General features: G+C 40.6%; 14 protein-coding genes and 2 pseudogenes. 5 read left to right on the forward strand and 11 right to left on the reverse strand.

What is annotated here, in order from left to right; genetic code table 11:
- Positions 1-39 precede the first annotated feature (39 nt).
- Genes FTT75_RS05185 through FTT75_RS05195 form a run of 3 tightly spaced genes read left to right on the forward strand, consistent with a single transcriptional unit; the run spans position 40 to position 3,042 of the window.
- A complete protein-coding gene (locus tag FTT75_RS05185) occupies positions 40-1,167 on the forward strand; it encodes an acyl-CoA dehydrogenase family protein (protein ID WP_005096876.1) in 1,128 nt (375 codons plus the stop codon).
- Between the two features lie 19 nt (positions 1,168-1,186).
- Positions 1,187-1,960 (forward strand): enoyl-CoA hydratase, encoded by a 774-nt coding sequence (locus FTT75_RS05190; RefSeq protein ID WP_005096874.1) that lies wholly within the window; start codon positions 1,187-1,189, stop codon positions 1,958-1,960.
- Between the two features lie 20 nt (positions 1,961-1,980).
- Complete coding sequence (locus FTT75_RS05195; protein ID WP_180096604.1) at positions 1,981-3,042, forward strand: enoyl-CoA hydratase/isomerase family protein; 1,062 nt, start codon at positions 1,981-1,983, stop codon at positions 3,040-3,042.
- A gap of 89 nt (positions 3,043-3,131) precedes the next feature.
- Here FTT75_RS05195 and FTT75_RS15815 read toward each other — a convergent pair.
- A pseudogene (locus FTT75_RS15815) lies at positions 3,132-3,218 on the reverse strand (hypothetical protein); the annotation flags it as partial.
- Positions 3,209-3,466 (reverse strand): annotated as a pseudogene (locus FTT75_RS05200) (SDR family NAD(P)-dependent oxidoreductase); the annotation flags it as partial. The pseudogenes FTT75_RS15815 and FTT75_RS05200, both read right to left, overlap by 10 nt.
- Positions 3,467-3,859: 393 nt before the next feature.
- Between FTT75_RS05200 and FTT75_RS05205 the strand changes: the two are divergent.
- Positions 3,860-4,048 (forward strand): hypothetical protein, encoded by a 189-nt coding sequence (locus FTT75_RS05205; protein ID WP_159515784.1) that lies wholly within the window; start codon positions 3,860-3,862, stop codon positions 4,046-4,048.
- 442 nt (positions 4,049-4,490) lie between these two features.
- Positions 4,491-5,834, forward strand: a complete 1,344-nt coding sequence (locus tag FTT75_RS05210; protein ID WP_180186004.1) for an ISNCY family transposase — start codon at positions 4,491-4,493, stop codon at positions 5,832-5,834.
- A 100-nt stretch (positions 5,835-5,934) separates the two neighbouring features.
- On the opposite strand, the gene FTT75_RS05215 is transcribed toward FTT75_RS05210, so the two are convergent.
- The 9 genes from FTT75_RS05215 to tssB form a co-directional block, all read right to left on the reverse strand.
- The gene (locus tag FTT75_RS05215; protein ID WP_180186005.1) at positions 5,935-6,711 is read right to left on the reverse strand and encodes an OmpA family protein; all 777 of its coding nucleotides are present in this window, start codon (positions 6,709-6,711) and stop codon (positions 5,935-5,937) included.
- An 89-nt stretch (positions 6,712-6,800) separates the two neighbouring features.
- Positions 6,801-10,628 carry a type VI secretion system membrane subunit TssM gene (gene tssM / locus FTT75_RS05220; protein ID WP_180186006.1) on the reverse strand — a complete coding sequence of 1,276 codons (3,828 nt, stop codon included), beginning with the start codon at positions 10,626-10,628 and terminating at the stop codon, positions 6,801-6,803.
- 31 nt (positions 10,629-10,659) lie between these two features.
- Positions 10,660-12,102 (reverse strand): hypothetical protein, encoded by a 1,443-nt coding sequence (locus FTT75_RS05225; RefSeq protein WP_180186007.1) that lies wholly within the window; start codon positions 12,100-12,102, stop codon positions 10,660-10,662.
- Entirely contained in the window at positions 12,099-13,094 is a 996-nt protein-coding gene (gene tssG, locus FTT75_RS05230) for a type VI secretion system baseplate subunit TssG (RefSeq protein ID WP_180186008.1), read from the reverse strand. Before tssG ends, FTT75_RS05225 begins: the two co-directional genes overlap by 4 nt.
- On the reverse strand, positions 13,058-14,863 hold the full coding sequence (gene tssF / locus FTT75_RS05235; RefSeq protein WP_180186009.1) for a type VI secretion system baseplate subunit TssF: 1,806 nt from the start codon (positions 14,861-14,863) through the stop codon (positions 13,058-13,060). The genes tssG and tssF overlap by 37 nt, the downstream gene beginning before the upstream one ends.
- A complete protein-coding gene (tssE, locus tag FTT75_RS05240; protein WP_005096862.1) occupies positions 14,860-15,351 on the reverse strand; it encodes a type VI secretion system baseplate subunit TssE in 492 nt (163 codons plus the stop codon). The genes tssF and tssE overlap by 4 nt, the downstream gene beginning before the upstream one ends.
- 78 nt (positions 15,352-15,429) lie before the next feature.
- Entirely contained in the window at positions 15,430-15,933 is a 504-nt protein-coding gene (locus FTT75_RS05245; RefSeq protein WP_005096861.1) for a type VI secretion system tube protein Hcp, read from the reverse strand.
- A 52-nt stretch (positions 15,934-15,985) separates the two neighbouring features.
- Positions 15,986-17,467: a type VI secretion system contractile sheath large subunit gene (gene tssC, locus FTT75_RS05250; protein WP_005096859.1), complete on the reverse strand. Its 1,482-nt coding sequence runs from the start codon at positions 17,465-17,467 to the stop codon at positions 15,986-15,988.
- A complete protein-coding gene (tssB, locus tag FTT75_RS05255; RefSeq protein ID WP_180186010.1) occupies positions 17,454-17,963 on the reverse strand; it encodes a type VI secretion system contractile sheath small subunit in 510 nt (169 codons plus the stop codon). The genes tssC and tssB overlap by 14 nt, the downstream gene beginning before the upstream one ends.
- Positions 17,964-17,972 lie beyond the last annotated feature (9 nt).

Genomic DNA, 17,972 nt, shown 5'->3' on the forward strand with positions numbered 1-17,972 from the left:
GAATAAAAATATTAAATAAAGAGATTGAAGGAAGCATCCATGCAATTTACGGAAGAGCAACAACTGATTCAGGATATGGCCAAAAGCTTCGCTCAGGAACAGATTAAACCTTTTGCCGGCGAGTGGGATCAAAAAGGCATATTTCCTAAACAGACCTTGTCTCAAATGGGTGAGCTAGGTTTTTTAGGCATGCTGATTCCAGAAGAGTGGGGCGGTTCAGGTACAGGCACGCTGGCTTATGTACTGGCCCTCGAAGAAGTGGCAGCGGCAGATGGTGCAACGTCCGCCATCATGAGCGTACACAACTCGGTGGGGTGTGTGCCGATTCTGAAGTTTGGAACGGAACAGCAAAAGCAGCAGTTTCTAAAACCTTTGGCTCAAGGGCAAATGATTGGTGCCTTCGCCCTGACCGAACCGCATACCGGATCGGATGCTGCAGCGATTAAAACCCGGGCCGTGAAAGATGGCGATCACTACATTATCAATGGCGCCAAACAGTTTATTACCTCGGGTCATAATGCCGGGATGATTATTGTCTTTGCCGTGACCGATCCAACTGCGGGAAAAAAAGGCATGAGTGCATTTTTAGTGCCGCGCGACACGCCCGGTTATGAAGTGATTCGGGTCGAAGAAAAACTCGGTCTGCATGCTTCGGATACCTGTCAGATTGCTTTAACCGATGTCCGCGTTCATGAAAGTTTAAGACTCGGTGCAGAAGGTGAAGGCTTAAAAATTGCCTTGGCCAATCTGGAAGGTGGACGGATCGGCATTGCCGCACAAGCAGTGGGTCTGGCCCGCGCTGCATTGGAAGAAGCGACTGTTTATGCACATGATCGCGTGGCCTTTGGCAAACCGATTTTTGAACAGCAGGCGATTTCGTTCAGGCTGGCCAGCATGGCCACCGAAATTGAAGCGGCGCGACAACTGGTCCATTTTGCTGCACGTAAAAAGGAAGCAGGTGAAAGCTGTTTAACCGAAGCCTCTATGGCCAAACTCTTTGCTTCGGAAATGGCAGAACGTGTCTGTTCCAAAGCGCTGCAGATTTTTGGCGGTTACGGTTATCTGAAAGACTTTCCGATTGAACGCATTTATCGCGATGCGCGTATTTGTCAGATTTATGAAGGCACCAGCGATATTCAGCGTCTGGTAATTGCACGTAGTTTATAATTTTAAAGGGATTTTTATCATGCAATGGCAAACTATTTTACTCGAACAGCGTAACGGGGTCGGGCTGATTACTTTAAATCGTCCACAAGCCTTAAATGCCTTGAATAATCAATTGATCGTTGAAGTGAATCAGGCGCTGGATCAGCTGGAAAAAGACCCGCAGATTGGCTGTATTGTCATCACTGGTTCGGAAAAAGCCTTTGCTGCAGGTGCAGATATCAAAGAAATGGCAGATTTAAACTTTCCGCAAATTTATCTGGATGATTTTTTCAGTCTGGCCGACCGGATCGCCCAGCGCCGTAAGCCCTTAATTGCTGCGGTGAGTGGCTATGCCTTGGGCGGTGGTTGTGAATTGGCCTTAATGTGCGATTTTATTTACTGCGCTGATAATGCAAAATTTGGTTTGCCTGAAGTCACTTTAGGGGTATTGCCCGGCATTGGCGGAACGCAACGTTTAACCTTGGCGATTGGTAAAGCCAAAGCCATGGAAATGTGTCTGACTGCACGTCACATGGGCGCGCAAGAAGCCGAGCAAAGTGGGTTAGTGGCACGTGTCTTTGCCAAAGAAGAGTTACTAGAACAAACTCTGCAAGCTGCCGAAAAAATTGCTGAAAAGTCGCTTACGGCCGTGATGATGATTAAAGAATCAATTAATCGGGCTTTTGAAGTCAGTCTGGCCGAAGGTCTACGCTTTGAACGACGGATATTCCATTCCATTTTTGCCGGTGCTGATCAAAAGGAAGGCATGCAGGCTTTTGTCGAAAAACGCCCAGCCAAATTCACCCATCAATAAAACAAAAATAGGAAAATAAAATGAGTGATGAAAATAATTTAGCGATTCGGGTACAAGGACGTTTAGGCATTATCAGCCTGGACCGCACCAGTCATTTAAATGCCTTAACCCTGCGGATGATTCAAGGGATTCAGTCACAACTAGATCAGTGGCGCCATGATCCAGCGGTGCAAGCGATTCTGATCAATTCTAACAGTCCCAAGGCATTCTGTGCCGGAGGAGACATCCGTTATCTGTATGACAGCTATCAGGCAGGCAATACCCAATATCAGGATTTTTTTGCCACTGAATATAGCATGCTGAGCACACTGCGCAATTTTCCAAAGGCTGTCATCGTGATGATGGATGGTTATGTTCTGGGCGGTGGCTTTGGTCTGGCTCAAGCCTGTCATATTAAAGTGAGCAGTGAAAAATCACGCTTTGCCATGCCAGAAACCGCGATTGGATTTTTCCCGGATGTGGGAGCCACCCACTTTCTCTCCCGACTGGATGATGTAGGCATTTATATGGCGTTGACAGGGGAGCAGATCAGCAGCAGTGATGCGCTATATCTGGATCTGGTCGATTATCATGTACCGAGTGAAAATTTTGCTGAACTGGAAACCGCATTGATTGCTGCACCGGTATTAAATCAGATTGAAATCCAAAAAATCATCAGTGCGTACATTACCCATCCGGTAGAAAGCGAGTTGCAAAAACGTGCAGATCTGATTAGTCAGCATTTTGGCCATCCAAACCTCGATGAGATCGAACAGAGTTTGGCACATGCAAGTAGTGCTACCAATCAGGAGTGGGCCAATAAAATGCTGGTCATCTTGCAGCAACGTCCAGTCATGGCCAAGCAAACGAGTCTGAAGTTACAGCAGGCAGGACAAAATTTATCGCTGGAAAAATGTATGCAACTGGAGCGAGATCTGCAGGATGTCTGGTTGGAGCAAGGCGACTTTATTGAAGGTGTACGTGCACTGATTATTGATAAAGATAAAAATCCACAATGGCAAACCGATAATTCGAAATTTGAAAAAACGCTGGAAAAACTCTGGCCGGTTTGGACTCAACAGCGCGTAGAAAATACATATTAAAGATTCAGATTAAAAACCCTCTCATACGCAGTAATGAGAGGGTTTTTCGCCGAGCTTTCAACATAGGATTTTACCCTAACTTCCTATTATTAATGGGATTTTTTCCTTTTCTTGCCACCGCCATCTTGCTTGTTGACAGTAGACCAGGCAATACGTTCGGCTTCCTCTTTTTGGTATCTTGAGCATCCTGATCTTCATCCAGATAACAAATCACAATATCAGCACCTTCACGGGCAAACAAGACCGAGACTGATCGGCCTATACCGCTATCGCCACCTGTGATCAGGGCAATTTTACCTTTAAGTTTATCGCTACTTTTATAATTCGGTTTGATGACTTCCGGTGCAGGATCCATTTTGGTTTGCACACCAGGTTGATGATCTTGAGTTTTAGTTGAAGCAGGGGTTTCAGGATAGTTATTCATATTTTCCCTTTCTCTGTACAAAGTTTAGAAATATCTTAGAGGCTTTCTAGCTTTATGCATTCGGTCTCAACATTTAATAACAGAATGTATTCGAGATTTATCAATTATTCATAGAGCTGTGATTGACATGATTTTAAGTAAAACTAGATGCCGCCATTGTCTAAATCTTAATAGAACAGAATACCGCCTATGGTTTACAGCATTCTATCTCTCAAATTTTGAGCAATCATTTATATTATAGCTTTTATGTCTTTTTAGGATATGAGTTGGTATTGATTTAAATGCCTGAATATATTGAATAAATTAATAATTATTATATTCATAAAAATTTATCTGATTAATAAATAGCAGAAAAATGCTTTAGATATTGCAAAGTTTGAAAAAGAAGCAATATTGCAAACTTATGAAAATAATAAAGATAAAGCAGAAAACCCCATTGAAAGAGACACTATTCATGATTTACCAGATGTATATGGGCTAGAATCTCTAGCAGATCATGCTTCAGATAAGGATAGGCCTTTACCAGGTTTGGCAGGGTCAATAAATATATTAGCAAGAAGATACACCAGTAAAATTACATGAAGGTGTTGAAGCAGCCAAACTAACATGGTCACACTAAATGTAATAGCTGACGTAATAGTGCATGAGAAATTTAATCTGAAGAAAAGAAAATATGAGATTAACTTCATAGAGGTGTTGAGTTATACCTCTATAAAAAAAATGATCTTTTGATACTAAAAGGCAATAAAGCTAAAAATGAAATTTTTCCAAAGTGGGTTTTATTTCATAATTAGCTTTATTTTTTGCTGATTTCATTTTTAGCTTTAATTTCCACTGAAAATTTCAAAATTAACTTTTATGGACAAGAAGATAGATGAACTTAAAGTATCATGCACTCAATTTAACATAATATACATTATACGAAATAAAAATGTTACTCACCATTCAAAATGTCTATATTCTCACCAATAAAAATGTCTAGTTTATGATGGTTTAAACATCATGGACTGGATATGAAATATAGATGCTGATCACTATGTCTGACAAAGAAATTCAACGTCTTGCTGTTCTGCAAGACGTTCGAGATCATCGTATTACACAAGTCCGTGCTGCTGAAATCCTTAATCTTTCAACCCGTCAAATTACCCGGTTATTACAGAAGCTCAATCAAGATGGTGTTTCAGGTATGGCGCATGCCAGCCGTGGTCAACCTGGCCATCGTCGCCATGATGATTTATTAAAATCAAAATGTCTTTCCATTATTTCCGAACATCTGCTGGGATTTGGACCTACCTTGGCCCATGAGAAGCTCAGCAGCATATTTGACCTGAATATCCCGGTAGAAACGCTTCGGCGCTGGATGACTGCAAATGACCTCTGGATTCCGCGATCCAAGCGCCTTAAACGTCCATATCAGCCACGTTATAACCGTGATTGCTTCGGTGAGCTGATCCAGATTGATGGCTCATATCATGACTGGTTCGAAGGACGCGCTGCTAAGTGCTGTTTATTGGTGTATATCGATGATGCCACTGGAAAGCTGTTGCATCTGCGCTTCTGTGAGGCAGAAACGACCTTCGACTATATGCTTTCAACCCGAGCCTACATTGAACAATACGGTAAGCCTCTGGCCTTTTATAGCGATAAACATTCGGTCTTCCGAGTGAACCAGAAATCGAGCCAGGACAGCAAGATCACGCAATTTGGCCGGATTCTGAATGAGTTAAACATTGATATTATCTTTGCCAACTCACCACAGGCTAAAGGTCGCGTAGAACGCGCGAATAGAACCCTTCAAGACCGTTTGATCAAGGAGATGCGTCTGGAAGGCATCAGTTCAATTGCCGAAGCCAATGCCTGGTTACCCTGCTTTATTGAGCATTTCAACCAGAAGTTCGCCAAGTGTGCGCGAAATTCAAAGAACTTACATCGTCCGCTAACAGAGTCTGATGCTGAGCTGGAGGATATATTCACCTGGCAGGAACCGCGTAAGGTCACGAAGAACCTCACCATCACCTATGACAAGTGTATTTATCTGCTTGAACCGACAGAGCTGAATCATAAGCTTGTTGGGCAATACATTTCATTTCTGGAGTACCCGGATGGCACTGTGGCCCTCATGCATGAAGGACGAAAGCTCAACTACAGCATCTTCAATAAATTGGCTGGGCTGCAGCAAAATGAGATTGTTGAGAATAAACGGTTAGGTTCAGTCCTGGCGCATATCCAGCAACAACATGAAGAATTGGAGAAACAGAATAAACGTTCCCGTGCCAAGAAAAGTATGCCGAGCCGTAAAGCTCAGAAAGCTCAGAAAGCTATTATTGGACAAAGAAATTTAAATCCTGTGCTTGACTCTTGTGGTTAAAAACAGGACATTTTAAATGGTTTATCGCATAGACATTTTAATTGGTGAATAACACAATCTGTAAGCCACAAATAGATATGTTGCTCAAGCAACCTAAGCTTTAAAGCACTTCAAATTCAATCCTGCGATTTTTCTTACGACCTTCAGCTGTTAAATTATCAGCTATAGGTTGAGTTGATCCTAAACCATCAACACTGAAATTTTCAGCTGCTATATTTTTACTGATTAAATAATTCTTTACGGCTTCTGCGCGCTGTTGACTCAGTACTATATTTTTGTTGGCATCACCGGAACTATCAGTATGTCCAATAATCCGTACCTTCTTTCCGCTCACCTTATTTAAAGCTATGACCATTTCATCCAGAATCTTTGCACCGGACGCTGCCAGTACTGCACTACCAGATTCAAACTCAACAATGCGATTCTTTAATACCGCATCAATAATCTGCTGTTCTGCCTGATTTACAGTGAGCTGTGCATTTAAATGATAATTTGCTGGTATTAAACCTTGAAACTTTTTAGTAGTGATATCCATTTCATGAAGATTCAAAACCTTACCAATCAACTGAATATTAGACCCTTTGACCGTTAATTTACCTTGTTTTACCTTTTTAAGATCATCATTAATCACCTTATTTACCGCATTCGACCATCCAATTGGTGCTGTCACTTGACGGATCTGAATGCGATTTATCACATTTTTCTGGCCATAAGTTGCATAGAGTTTATTCAAAATTTCCTGTTGTGTGCTGTCATTCGGTACAACACCTTCAACAATAATGGATTGGGCCTGTACGCCGCCGCCTAAACATATAGATAATAAAATTATGATTTTATTTATATAATTCAATTTTAAGCAGGTTTTTTTTATTTTCATTTCAGGTTTCTACCCCATGTGTTTTTTATAGTTTAATATCGTGAGTTAAGCTCATCTGACATTTATTTATTTATTTTGGATTAAAAAGATCATGGCGTCGTCGCTCCTGTTTTTCCTACCGGAAGCATAGATGTTTGATTTATTTGTCCAGACACCGCAGTACGCTGTGCAGCGACCACACGTACCGATTTATTCGAGACGATCTGATCTACCAGTTGCAAATTGCTATAATTTGGCTGACCTCCGATAGAACTTGAATTATTACCACTCACCAGCCGGAAATGGGTCTTCACAAATAGTTCAGGATAATCTTTGCTGCGCCACACCATTTCAAAAATATTGCCTTTTTGAGTACGTTGTGCATTATCAATCATGCGGTTGATGCCATATTCACCTGGTTCATCAAATATGGTATGGGTCTTCCCTTCCAGATCGATTACTGTGATTCGCGCGCCCGGAATGGTGCCAGGATTTGGCCAGATAAAATTCACCCATTGTTGAACACCATTTTCAAATAGCATTCTTTGTCCATCAATATCAATGGTATACGCTAGTAAGTGAGACTGTTCTAAGGGATAAAACTGAAAATTAGATTGATTGAGGTTCACGGTTTTTGAATTGGTATGGTTTAACTCTCCAGTCGCCAGACCATGTACCGGTGCGACATAATTCTGAAAACTTGCAATAAAGGCAGGATTTAGACTAATGCCTAAATCTTGCCAGGTTTTTGAAGTCAGACTATAGCCGCGACGGATCACCAGAGGATCCAGATGCTCTTTGACAAAACGTGCAATACTGCCATTTTCACCAAAAATCTGATTAATTTCCTGAGAGCTTGCCTGCAAACTGGCCTGACTGCTAAACGGATATTTTTGTGCCAAATTTCCACTAAATGGTTGATAGGCCTGTATCTGCCATAATTTATTCATTTCAGCCTGGGCCGGAATCATCAGGCTTTCAAAGGAACGTGTCAGCGGCACACTCAATAATTTTTTAATCAGCTGTTGATCCAGCTCATTGCTTCCCACCGACATTTTTTCATCGACAAATTTCTGTGTGATATTAAAGATAGAGTTCTGCTCATCAATGGTTTGTTTGACTAAGATCATGCTGGCAGGACCAATATCGCCAGAACTTTTTAAATCATTGAAACGGCTTCGAACCTTGGCCATGGACTGCATATACTCATCTAGCAGCGACCGGTTCTGCAGATCGTCTCGCGAGCGTACAATCTGATAAAACAACTGAAAATCTTTAGAAATCACGCCATGAGATAAATGTGATGCAGAATTCTGTGCCAGTTTCACATCATCACGTTGCAATACTTTACGTTTAAACCAGGCAATAAAACCTTTTTGTGGAACTGCCAATTCAGCTTGCACCACAGGATTATCCCAGCTGGTTTCTTGTGCTACACGTTGAATGACCTTGCGGATGGGTGAGTTTTCTGGCTCACCCAGAATATCAATCTGACGGGTATGCTGATTAAAATCGGTTGTCTTGGCATAATGAATTGCATTTAAAAATTTACGCCATTCACTGATATATTCTTTTTTATACATTTCAGTCAGCTGGCGTCGAATTTGTTCCGGACTCCCACTGAAACTCAGGTCATCTGATTGGATGGTATTCAATACCCAGTCTTTGCTTTCGGTTGAGCTTTGAGCTGCCGTATCTATGGCATGTTGTACATAATCATTCCAGGCTTGATAGCTATAAAAACCGGGTAAGGCATAACTTCCCAACATTATTGTTTGAGCACTTTCCCCTACCATCTGCTTGATGGTTAAGGCTGGAAAACGTACCGAAGCCCGCATTTTAATTTCGTTATACACACGGTCACGTGCGGATACGCCTGTCGTCAGTGCTGACAAAACCTGACGGGTCTGTTCCACCAGAACAGTATCAGGATTAAGCAGAGGAAATGAACTTGAACCTGTCAAAGTCATGGCATAGCTGAGTAATTGTTCGGCCTTTTGCAACATTTCGGTACGTGGCTGCTGCCCCTGATGCTGATCAAGCCAGTTTCGCCAGAACCGTGTCAGCTGGTCACTCAAATGACTTGAATCTATATATTGGCGGTTGCTCAACATCAAATAAGTCTTAAGCGCATTATAGGCATCTTGTGGATTTTGGTCTGATGGCGCTAAGGCCAGTTGTTGAACTTGTGCAACCGGCTGAACTTGTACATTGATATGATTTTCTTTTAAAGTCGCCGAATGCTGTTTTACCCGTTGTAGATATTCCGCAATACTCTGCTGGGTAGGCTGCAAGATTAATTGCTCAATTCCTTTCAAATATTCAGCTTGCAGTTTTTCCCGGATCTGATGCCCTTGATACAGACCAAAACGATACTTGAATGGAAGCCTTTGATCAAATTGATCCAACTGTTGTAAATGTGCTTGCAGGATTAATAATGCATCCATTTGTGTGGCCAGTTCAGTTCCTGACTGTTGCTGCATCAGCACCACCTTATTCAGGTCAGCCTGAACCTCAGCCATTAACTGCTGGTTATTCCGATAAGACCATATCCACATACTCAATACAATTGATACTGTGAGTAAAGCTCCGGTAAAAGCCATAAAGCGCTGACGTTTTCGTACCGGATTAATATGCTGCTTTACCAGATGCTTATCTTTAAGGATGACCTCAGAAAATAGGCTTTTCAGGAAATAACCTTGATTCTGGGGTGTTGATGGAGTGGATAGCGCAATTTCATCATCACTGCGAATCAGATGAAAATCCTTAGCAATCTGTTTTGTCATTGGACTTTCAATCTGGCCTTCCTGTAAGGCACTGGTAAAATAAAAGCCACGAAAAACCGGTTTAAATTGGTAAGGATTTTCCTGAAACAAGGTTGCAATAAAGGTCTTGAATACTGGTTTAAGACTCTTAAATTCCAAAGGAAAGGTCATCACGCTGGGTGATATCTGCTGCGAATGACGACGGGTTAAGTGGGTCGTACTTACATTTTTGAGTCCGTCATATAAAATACTGAAATGCTTTTCAAACAACTGAACAGCATTTTCACTGGAAGCTGGTTCATAGGCCAAGGTGGCACCCCAAACCTGATCAAATTCCTGCTCATGATAACAATCAAAAAACTCCGTGAATCCGGCAATCAGATCCATCTTGGAAAATACCAGATAAACCGGAGCAAATACCTCTAGACGTTCAGTCAGATCCTGTATACGCGCCCGCAGACTTTTGGCCAGTTGCATAGACTTCTCCGGACTTTGGTTGACCAGTTCGGCCACACTGACCATCACAATCAATCCATTCACTGGGGCTTTAGCACGATTTTTCTTGAGAATATTCAAAAATCCCAGCCATTCCGGATGGTCTTCAGGATAGACCGAATACCGCCCAGCGGTATCCAGCAACACACCCTGTGTTGAAAAAAACCAGTTACAGTTTCGAGTTCCATTGAGCCTGGCAGATCGCATTTTCTGATGGGTTGCTTCAAATGGAAAGCGTAGACCTGAATGATAAATGGCAGAACTTTTCCCTGCTTCAGGATGACCAATCACCATATACCAAGGCAGTTCATAGAGTGCAGCATTAGCCTTGCAATCGCCCAGTTTAGATTTACGAATCAGCTGGATGGACTCTTTGACCTGTTGACTGATTAACTGAAGTTCTGCTTTATTATTCTTGCTTTCAGCCTCGGTATTTTGAGCTAAGGCCGTTGCAATTTTTTCGTCCTGTTTAGCAGACCGATAACGCTGGATAAATGCATAAATCCCCCAACCTATTAAAATAGCAGCATAGACCAACAGTAAAATCCAGAAGACTCGATCAGCGACCGTATTCTTCATGGAAATAATGACCACTAAAAAAGATAAGGCCATCATCGCTTTAGGATTACCAATGTACTGCCAGACATAGCCCAAGACGGTATAAAATAGTGTATTCACGGTTATCTCTTATTTTAATTTTTATAAATAATTAAGCGACTAATGTGCTTTGATTGAGTTGATCATTTTTTGTATTGGTAAAATATAAATAGGTAGATTCTTGTTGTAGGCCATAGGTTATTGTAATGACATTGTCTACTAGATGTGCTGACAACATCGCAGCAAAAACGGTGGCTAAATGCTGCGTATGCCCCAAATAAATTTTAGGATAAACAACATGATCTGGTTCGAAGTCAATATTTTCGAAACTTTTTTGTATTTTCTTCATTTTTTTGGAATGCGTGACTTCATCCAATACGACTAAAAAAGGTTGAGGCCATTCTAGCTGAGTAGAGAGATCAACTTGATGCTGAGCCAGATATTCCTGCAAATGCGTGACATGCTTAGCTACTTGCAGGCTTTGCAACGGGATCATTCCTTCAATTTCTAACTCAGGCGCAGCTAGACACCAGCTGGCAGCATATTCTGACGCAATATAGTGTTCATTTTGCCAAAGTTGATCATTGAGATAGTCCTGATCAATTTCAGAATCTGCCACGATAATAAGACTGGCCTCATGGGATTGCCCTGCGCTTTCTTGTATTAAATTCAACCAGTTGGAATAAGCACGATCAGCTGGCAAGAAATGCAACTGGAGATGAATCTGAACAGGAATTATTGAATATTGCTGCTCAATCTGGCTTAAGAGTTGTTTCTGATATATTTCATTCCAATCATCAATCAAATGATCGGCTAACAAAATATGAAGATTCAATCGATTTAAGCGAACGACTGGTGCGGTAGTAAGAGGTGTAATATGACTCTCATCTTCTTGGTAATTTTCCTGTGTCCATCCCGGATGTATTCGATATTGATAAGCCAGCTCCTGATTATAAAATAATGCAGAATGTTTTAACTGTCTTGATATTAAGCTCAGGCTTTCCTGATGCTGCTCCAGTTGATCTTGAATGAGGTGTTGAATCCGCCGTCCACTTAAGCTTGTCATTATTCCTTGCTCAGTCTGGTCTTTTTCGAGCAATGAATCTATGGCATGAATACGATATGCCAATAGCGGCAGACCAAAATAATTCAGCAATTTGGAGTCTAATTCTGGACTACTAAACTGCATCATTTTCTCTAAAATTTCTGCATTTTTACCAAAACTGTGCCAGGCTGCAGCTGAAAAAATATTAAGGGGGTAATCTTCAATCGGCTTTAAGGGTTCTTTTGTATTTTCAGAATCTTGCTGGCGTATTTGAGCCAATGAATTTGCTTGATCCTGCTGCTTTTGTTTTCTTTGCTGATACTTTTTTAGCGCTTTATAGATCAAATAAGGTGTAAATAACAGCAGGCAAAGTAGTAAAGGTAAAATACCGAAATACAATGTCAACTCTATATTGGATGGATCGTACTGAATGTCTCTCCAGTAATAAATGACAAGACCACTCGTAAGCACAAATAAGCCTACAAAAGTCTGAATGACAGGCTTGATCATGACAGGCTTCCTATCAGGCTATAACAAGTTTGCGTATTATGTGTCGCCTGATTGGCCAGCAATACCGCCCCTTTTGCCAAACCCATAGGATTCGCTTGTCCGAGCTGGACTGAACATAATTCATCTTTTTCTAGAATCAGCCGGAGATCTACCAATAAGGTTGGGCTACACCAGATTTGAAGAATCTTTTTTAATTTGACACTATGGAACCCTTCAGATAAAAAACTCAGATAGTCTTCACGTTTTAATGGGCCGATTTCAATTTCAATTTTTTCATCAATTTGCTGAAGGCTTTCGCCACAAAAACTATTGATTCCCAGTCGAACCGGTCGTGATTCTCCCAAACAGCTTCTTTGCTGTTCATTAAGCTGAAAGGTTTCTGGAATGAACTCATTGATCTGAAAGTTAAACTTAAAAATACAGGACAGGATGCTGTTTAAGGCATAATGTGTATTATTTTGACCCTGCATCAAACCTGAAAATTCAGCAAAATAATCATCTATATTCTGCTGTTCATGCTGCTGACTCATATAGCCACTCAAAGCATGTAGCAGGTTCAGATAATGATTTTCCTGCTCAATTTCATAGCGTAAGGCTAAGTGATAATTCAGACAGGCATCGACATATTGTGCAGTAAGCTTATGATTGAATAATCCCAGAAAATGCAAGCTTTCTTCTCGTTGTGCCCGTGTGCCCTGTTTAATTTTATCCGTATAGATATAAGGCAATTCTCCCAGAATACCAGTTAGCCCAACAATTAAATTGGTCATCTGCACTTTCTTATCTTGAGTTTGTAGTGATTCAATTTCAGAGACTGGAAAATTAAGATTCAGTGAACTGATAAATTGAAAGGCTTTACTCCATTCCTGCTCGTTTTTCTGTTCAGGCGCATGCCTTAATAATCGCGTGGCTTGAATAAATTCAAAGCTGGTCGGTTGCTGATAAAGCCGGTCAACTACAGAAGCCTTTTGCCACCAATCTGCTGTACGCATTGGTATAACTCCTGTTTTGATTTTGAATCAATAACGTGCATGTCTACATAACTATTCATCTGAACCTTTAAATTAAAGAGATGATTTAAAACCTGCACAAATATATAGAGACTAGCTCCCCGAAATATTTTGGTATCAATTTGAATTTCAACTTTGACACCACGTACAAATAGTGGAAACGGTTTATGCTCACGCAGTTTCTGCGTCAGGGAAAATTGTACAGTCTGAATTGAGTTAATAATGAGGCGATTTTCTTTGGATTGTGGCAAGTTATAAAGTTCAAGTAATTCTTTAATATAGCTGACCGCATCCCCTTGCATTAAAGATAGATTATTTAATGATAAGTGCGAAATAATCCGCCACTGTTCCTGCAGTTTTTGATCAAAATAATAGGGTAAATTAGGTCTTTTGACTAAGGTCGCCTTCCGCATCAAGCTACTGTCATTTAAAGATAAGGTGTTTTGATCTTTATGGTAACTTTCATAAGGCAGATCCCGATTACAGCATAGTAACTGGATACTGACAAAGTCTGATGAAATTTGATGCGGTTCTAAAGATTTTGAAATAATGGAATATTTTAGTCCTGTACGGTTATTATTGTCCTCAGGGAGTAGATGATAATAAAACTGCCCATCTGCCTGATGATAATGACTCATAGCAAAAAAAGGTAAGATTGAAAAAATCATCTGATTTTTTTCATTTTTTTCTCGTAATATATTCATCTCAGTGATTGCATAGACCTGAAAATATTCAGGATGATGGATATCACTTATGAGTGAATATTCAAGGCGTTGATGATCAATTTTCTGTGGTTCAGCCTGTTTAGGGAACAAATTCACTATGGGAGTTGCAAATAATTTGAAATTGGCGCTATTTAATTCTGAATAGTTTCGGATCATTGCCTGATCATTCAGATTCATTTTAAAGTGAATCTTTAATTCAAATTCTGTAGTTTCTATATTCAGGTTTTTTAGAAAATTCAGATTCAAATCAAGAAAATTAAATTTCTCTGGAAAGCAAAAATACTCAATTAATAAACGATAAGCATGGTGAGTATGCTGATCGATTGGTAATACACTTTCTGTCTCAGTAAAACCCTGCAACTCAAATGGATTTTCAATATCAATCTTTTGGGTCTGTGTGTTTATAGAAAAACGGGTCTCGGGTTTAAAAATACAATCCAGTACTTGCAAGGGGAGATTGGAAATTGCATCAAGATAAATCGGCAGTTTTTGTTGGTCTAGCAGTCGTTGCTGCTGGTTAAAAATCTCGAAACCAAAGATTAGAGTTGCGTTCTGATTTAAATGAATATGTGCCGAAGCATGTGTTTTAAAACTGAGCGATTTTAATCCGATGGGTAATAGTTCAACCTGTTTTACCGTACGATATTCGCATTGTACTCCACGGGTACTTTTTGATTTTAGTACAGTTTTTTTAGGAATCTGCTGGCTACTTTTAAGCTGTCGGATTTTATTGCAATCCTCAAAACTGACCACTGAACATGCTGGAAAAGGTTTCAGATACTGCGGAAACATCACCTCAAAAATAGAGCGAGTGAATACCTCGTAGCTGTCATGTAACTTTTTATCAATGCGGGCGGAAATGAGTGAAAATGCCTGAATCAATCGTTCAATATGCGGGTCATCAATTTGCTCCTGATTGAGAGCAAGACGTTGAGCAATTTTCGGATATTTTTTGGCAAATTCTCGTGATTGTTGTCCAAATTCCTGTAATTGTTTTTCATAATACGGTAATAATTCTTCAATCACAGCACACCTGCTGATGTTCTAGGCAAAATCACGTATTGTTGTGTTGTGGGGTTGAGAAAAGCATCAAAAATCACCGGCTCATAGAGTGGATAAATATTTAAATAAGCTTGGATACTCAAACACAAGCTCCCCATATTCTGCTCATCGACCAGCATCTCTACATTAACTTGTTTTAAACGTAGTTCATGAACATGAATAGACTGCTCAATAGAACGGCAGATTTTGTCCCGATCCAGTGGATTCGCCGTTGAAAGACCGACAAAATCTATAATGCCAAATTGAAGAATGGAACCTTTGACCTGATCATAGCGATCAACCCTGCCCTCCAGATTAGCCATGCGGCTATTTAATAGATCTTCCAGATCAGTAGCGACTGATTCTCTTAAGGCCTGCAAAGAAAGCCCTTGTACACTCATTAGGTTCTGAGGCAAGAGACGGTCAAATAATGTTGTTCTAAATCCGTAAGGATGGAGCTGATCCAAATTCATATTGTTATTTTCTAATTTTATTTATTATTTTAAATATTCTGAGAGAGGCTGATCAGGATCAGCCTCTAAAGGAGCAAATTATGCTGCATAAGATGCAGTGTTATTTGCCAATGACCATTTCTTGGTCACTGCACCTTTTTGCGTGCCATTAATATCCTGTTGATTATAAGTCCATTCAACTGCTGCATATTTCAGACCAAAAGCTTCTGTTGGAACACCTTCTTGATTCACTACTGGAGTCACTTGTGAAACCAACACATGTTTTAATTTAATTTGTAGATATTTAATGCGTTTATCGCCATTCGCTCGATAAAAATCGATTTGTACTTCATCAAAGGTATAACCTGCTGAACATGCTTCCCAAAGTTTTGGGCTGGTTGCATCCAGATCTTTCATAAAAATCATGTCAGAATGTTCAACCCGTTCTGCAGTATGACCACCTACACTGGAAGAGGTTGCCGATTTTGGCTGGCGAATATTGTGAGACCAAGAGTTCACTTCTAACCAGCTTTTATGTTCTGAATCACGAGATTCACCATCGACTTTATATTTGCCTCGAAATTGGACGTAAATATCTTTCATTTTTAATAATTTTCCTATTGTTATAAACGTTATTATAATTTTGCCAACAGCTTTAATTGCTTGACTGCGGCAGCTCAGTGACCAGTCGCAAAGAGACAGACAACTCGTCTAGCTGAAAGTGTGGTCTCAAAAAGACCACAGACTTGTAGTGTCCAGGTTTTGCCGGATTTTCTACAACTTTGATAGAAGCCTCACGTAGTGGATACTGTGCTTTGGCTTCCTGTGAAGCGCCGTCATCCAAGAGTACATATTGAGACAGCCAATCATTTAGAAATGCTTCGACATTTCCTGCTGATGCAAAGCTTCCCACCTTGTCACGCATCATGGCTTTTAAATAATGGGCGATACGTGAAACTGCCATAATATATTGAATTTGACTTGATAATGCAGAATTGGCATTGGCCAGGTCATTTGCATATTTCTTTGGTTTTTGTGTAGATTGAGCGCCGAAAAAGGCAGCATAATCCGTATTTTTACAATGTACCAACGGAATAAATCCAAGATCACTGAGTTCTTTTTCACGACGATCTGTAATGGCAATTTCCGTCGGACATTTAAAAATGACTTCCCCATCATTGGTTTTAAATGTATGTACTGGTAGACCTTCGACCAGACCGCCACCTTCAACACCACGAATTGCCGCACACCAGCCATGCATGTCAAAGGCATTGGTTAACCGTGTACCCAGGGCATAAGCAGCATTCATCCAGAGGTATTCATTGTGATTTTTACCGGAAACATCTTCCACGTAGTTAAAGCCTGCTGTCGCAGTACCTTCTTTCGGATGATAAGGTAAACGGCCTAATACTCGCGGAATGGTCAATGCCATATAACGGGCATCGTCACTTTCTCTGAATGAACGCCATTGTACATATTCAGCTGTTTCAAAGATTTTGGACACATCGCGTGGACGATCGATGTCGGTAAAAGCTTCCAGTCCAAACATTGAAGGACTTGCCGCAGAGATAAATGGTGCATGTGCGGCGGCTGCCACATGTGAAATCTGCTCTAGCAGATACAGGTCTGACGGTGTGCGATCAAATTCAAAATCGCCAATTAAAGTGGCATAAGGCGCTCCACCAAAAGAACCATATTCTTCTTCATATATTTTTTTAAATAATGTACTTTGATCAAAGTCAGTTGCACTCTGAAAATCTTTAACCAGTTCTTTTTTAGTGGTATTCAGCATGCGAATCTTGATTAAAGAATGTGATGGCGTTTCCTGACAAAAATAGTATAGTCCACGCCAAGTAGATTCGATTTTTTGAAACTGTTCGTGATGCATAACCTTACTGAGCTGAGTCGAAATTAAGGCATCAATTTCTGCAATACGTTTATCTAAAGCCAGTGTCATATTTTCAGAGACTATAATCGTACCGGCCATAACCTCCTTGGCCAATTCACCAATCAGGCTTTTAGCACGTTCATGTTCCTCTTCGGTACGGGCAATTCGACTACGTTCAACGATAGAATCCAGAACCGAGTATTCCTGAATAGATACATCTGGGACAATTGCAGCATTAGAATGATTCACTGTCTACCTCCACACTCATTTTCTGAATTTGGTTGGTATTTTTTAAAACTTCATCCAGCAAATCTTCCAGGCGTTCATTATTGGAAATCTTATTGCGCAAATCAGTTAAACGTTCTCTTGCTTCAACCAGTTTTCGCAAAGGTTCAACCTGTTGTACTACCTGTTCCGGCAGGAAATCATCCATAGCATGGAACATCAGATCTACCGAAATTTTGCCGCCCTCTTCGGTTAAACTATTGTCCACCTGAAAACTGGCACGGGGTGCTAAGGACTGCATTACCTCATCAATATTTTCGAGGTCTACATTGATAAATTTTTTATCTTTAAGCTTGCTGCTTTTCAGTTCAGAGGCTGCTGAAAAGTCTCCCAATACTCCGACCACAAATGGCAATTCTTTGACTTCACGGCCATCCCCGACTTCAACATCATAGGTCAATTGCACACGCGGTGGCCGAATGCGTTGTAATTTTTTTTGTACACTTTCACGCTTAGCCATCATGATTTT

Source organism: Acinetobacter sp. YH01008 (genome assembly GCF_013420435.1).
GTDB classification, from domain to species: Bacteria; Pseudomonadota; Gammaproteobacteria; order Pseudomonadales; family Moraxellaceae; genus Acinetobacter; species Acinetobacter pseudolwoffii.

Bases quoted from the DNA above. Each gene is read 5' to 3' on its own strand.
- tssE (WP_005096862.1), bottom strand. From the start codon at position 15,351: ATGAATTTGGATCAGCTCCATCCTTACGGATTTAGAACAACATTATTT.
- FTT75_RS05225 (WP_180186007.1), bottom strand. From the start codon at position 12,102: ATGATCAAGCCTGTCATTCAGACTTTTGTAGGCTTATTTGTGCTTACG.
- FTT75_RS05185 (WP_005096876.1), top strand. From the start codon at position 40: ATGCAATTTACGGAAGAGCAACAACTGATTCAGGATATGGCCAAAAGC.
- FTT75_RS05215 (WP_180186005.1), bottom strand. From the start codon at position 6,711: ATGAAAATAAAAAAAACCTGCTTAAAATTGAATTATATAAATAAAATC.
- tssG (WP_180186008.1), bottom strand. From the start codon at position 13,094: ATGCGTACAGCAGATTGGTGGCAAAAGGCTTCTGTAGTTGACCGGCTT.
- FTT75_RS05210 (WP_180186004.1), top strand. From the start codon at position 4,491: ATGCTGATCACTATGTCTGACAAAGAAATTCAACGTCTTGCTGTTCTG.
- FTT75_RS05245 (WP_005096861.1), bottom strand. From the start codon at position 15,933: ATGAAAGATATTTACGTCCAATTTCGAGGCAAATATAAAGTCGATGGT.
- FTT75_RS05190 (WP_005096874.1), top strand. From the start codon at position 1,187: ATGCAATGGCAAACTATTTTACTCGAACAGCGTAACGGGGTCGGGCTG.
- tssB (WP_180186010.1), bottom strand. From the start codon at position 17,963: ATGGCTAAGCGTGAAAGTGTACAAAAAAAATTACAACGCATTCGGCCA.
- FTT75_RS05195 (WP_180096604.1), top strand. From the start codon at position 1,981: ATGAGTGATGAAAATAATTTAGCGATTCGGGTACAAGGACGTTTAGGC.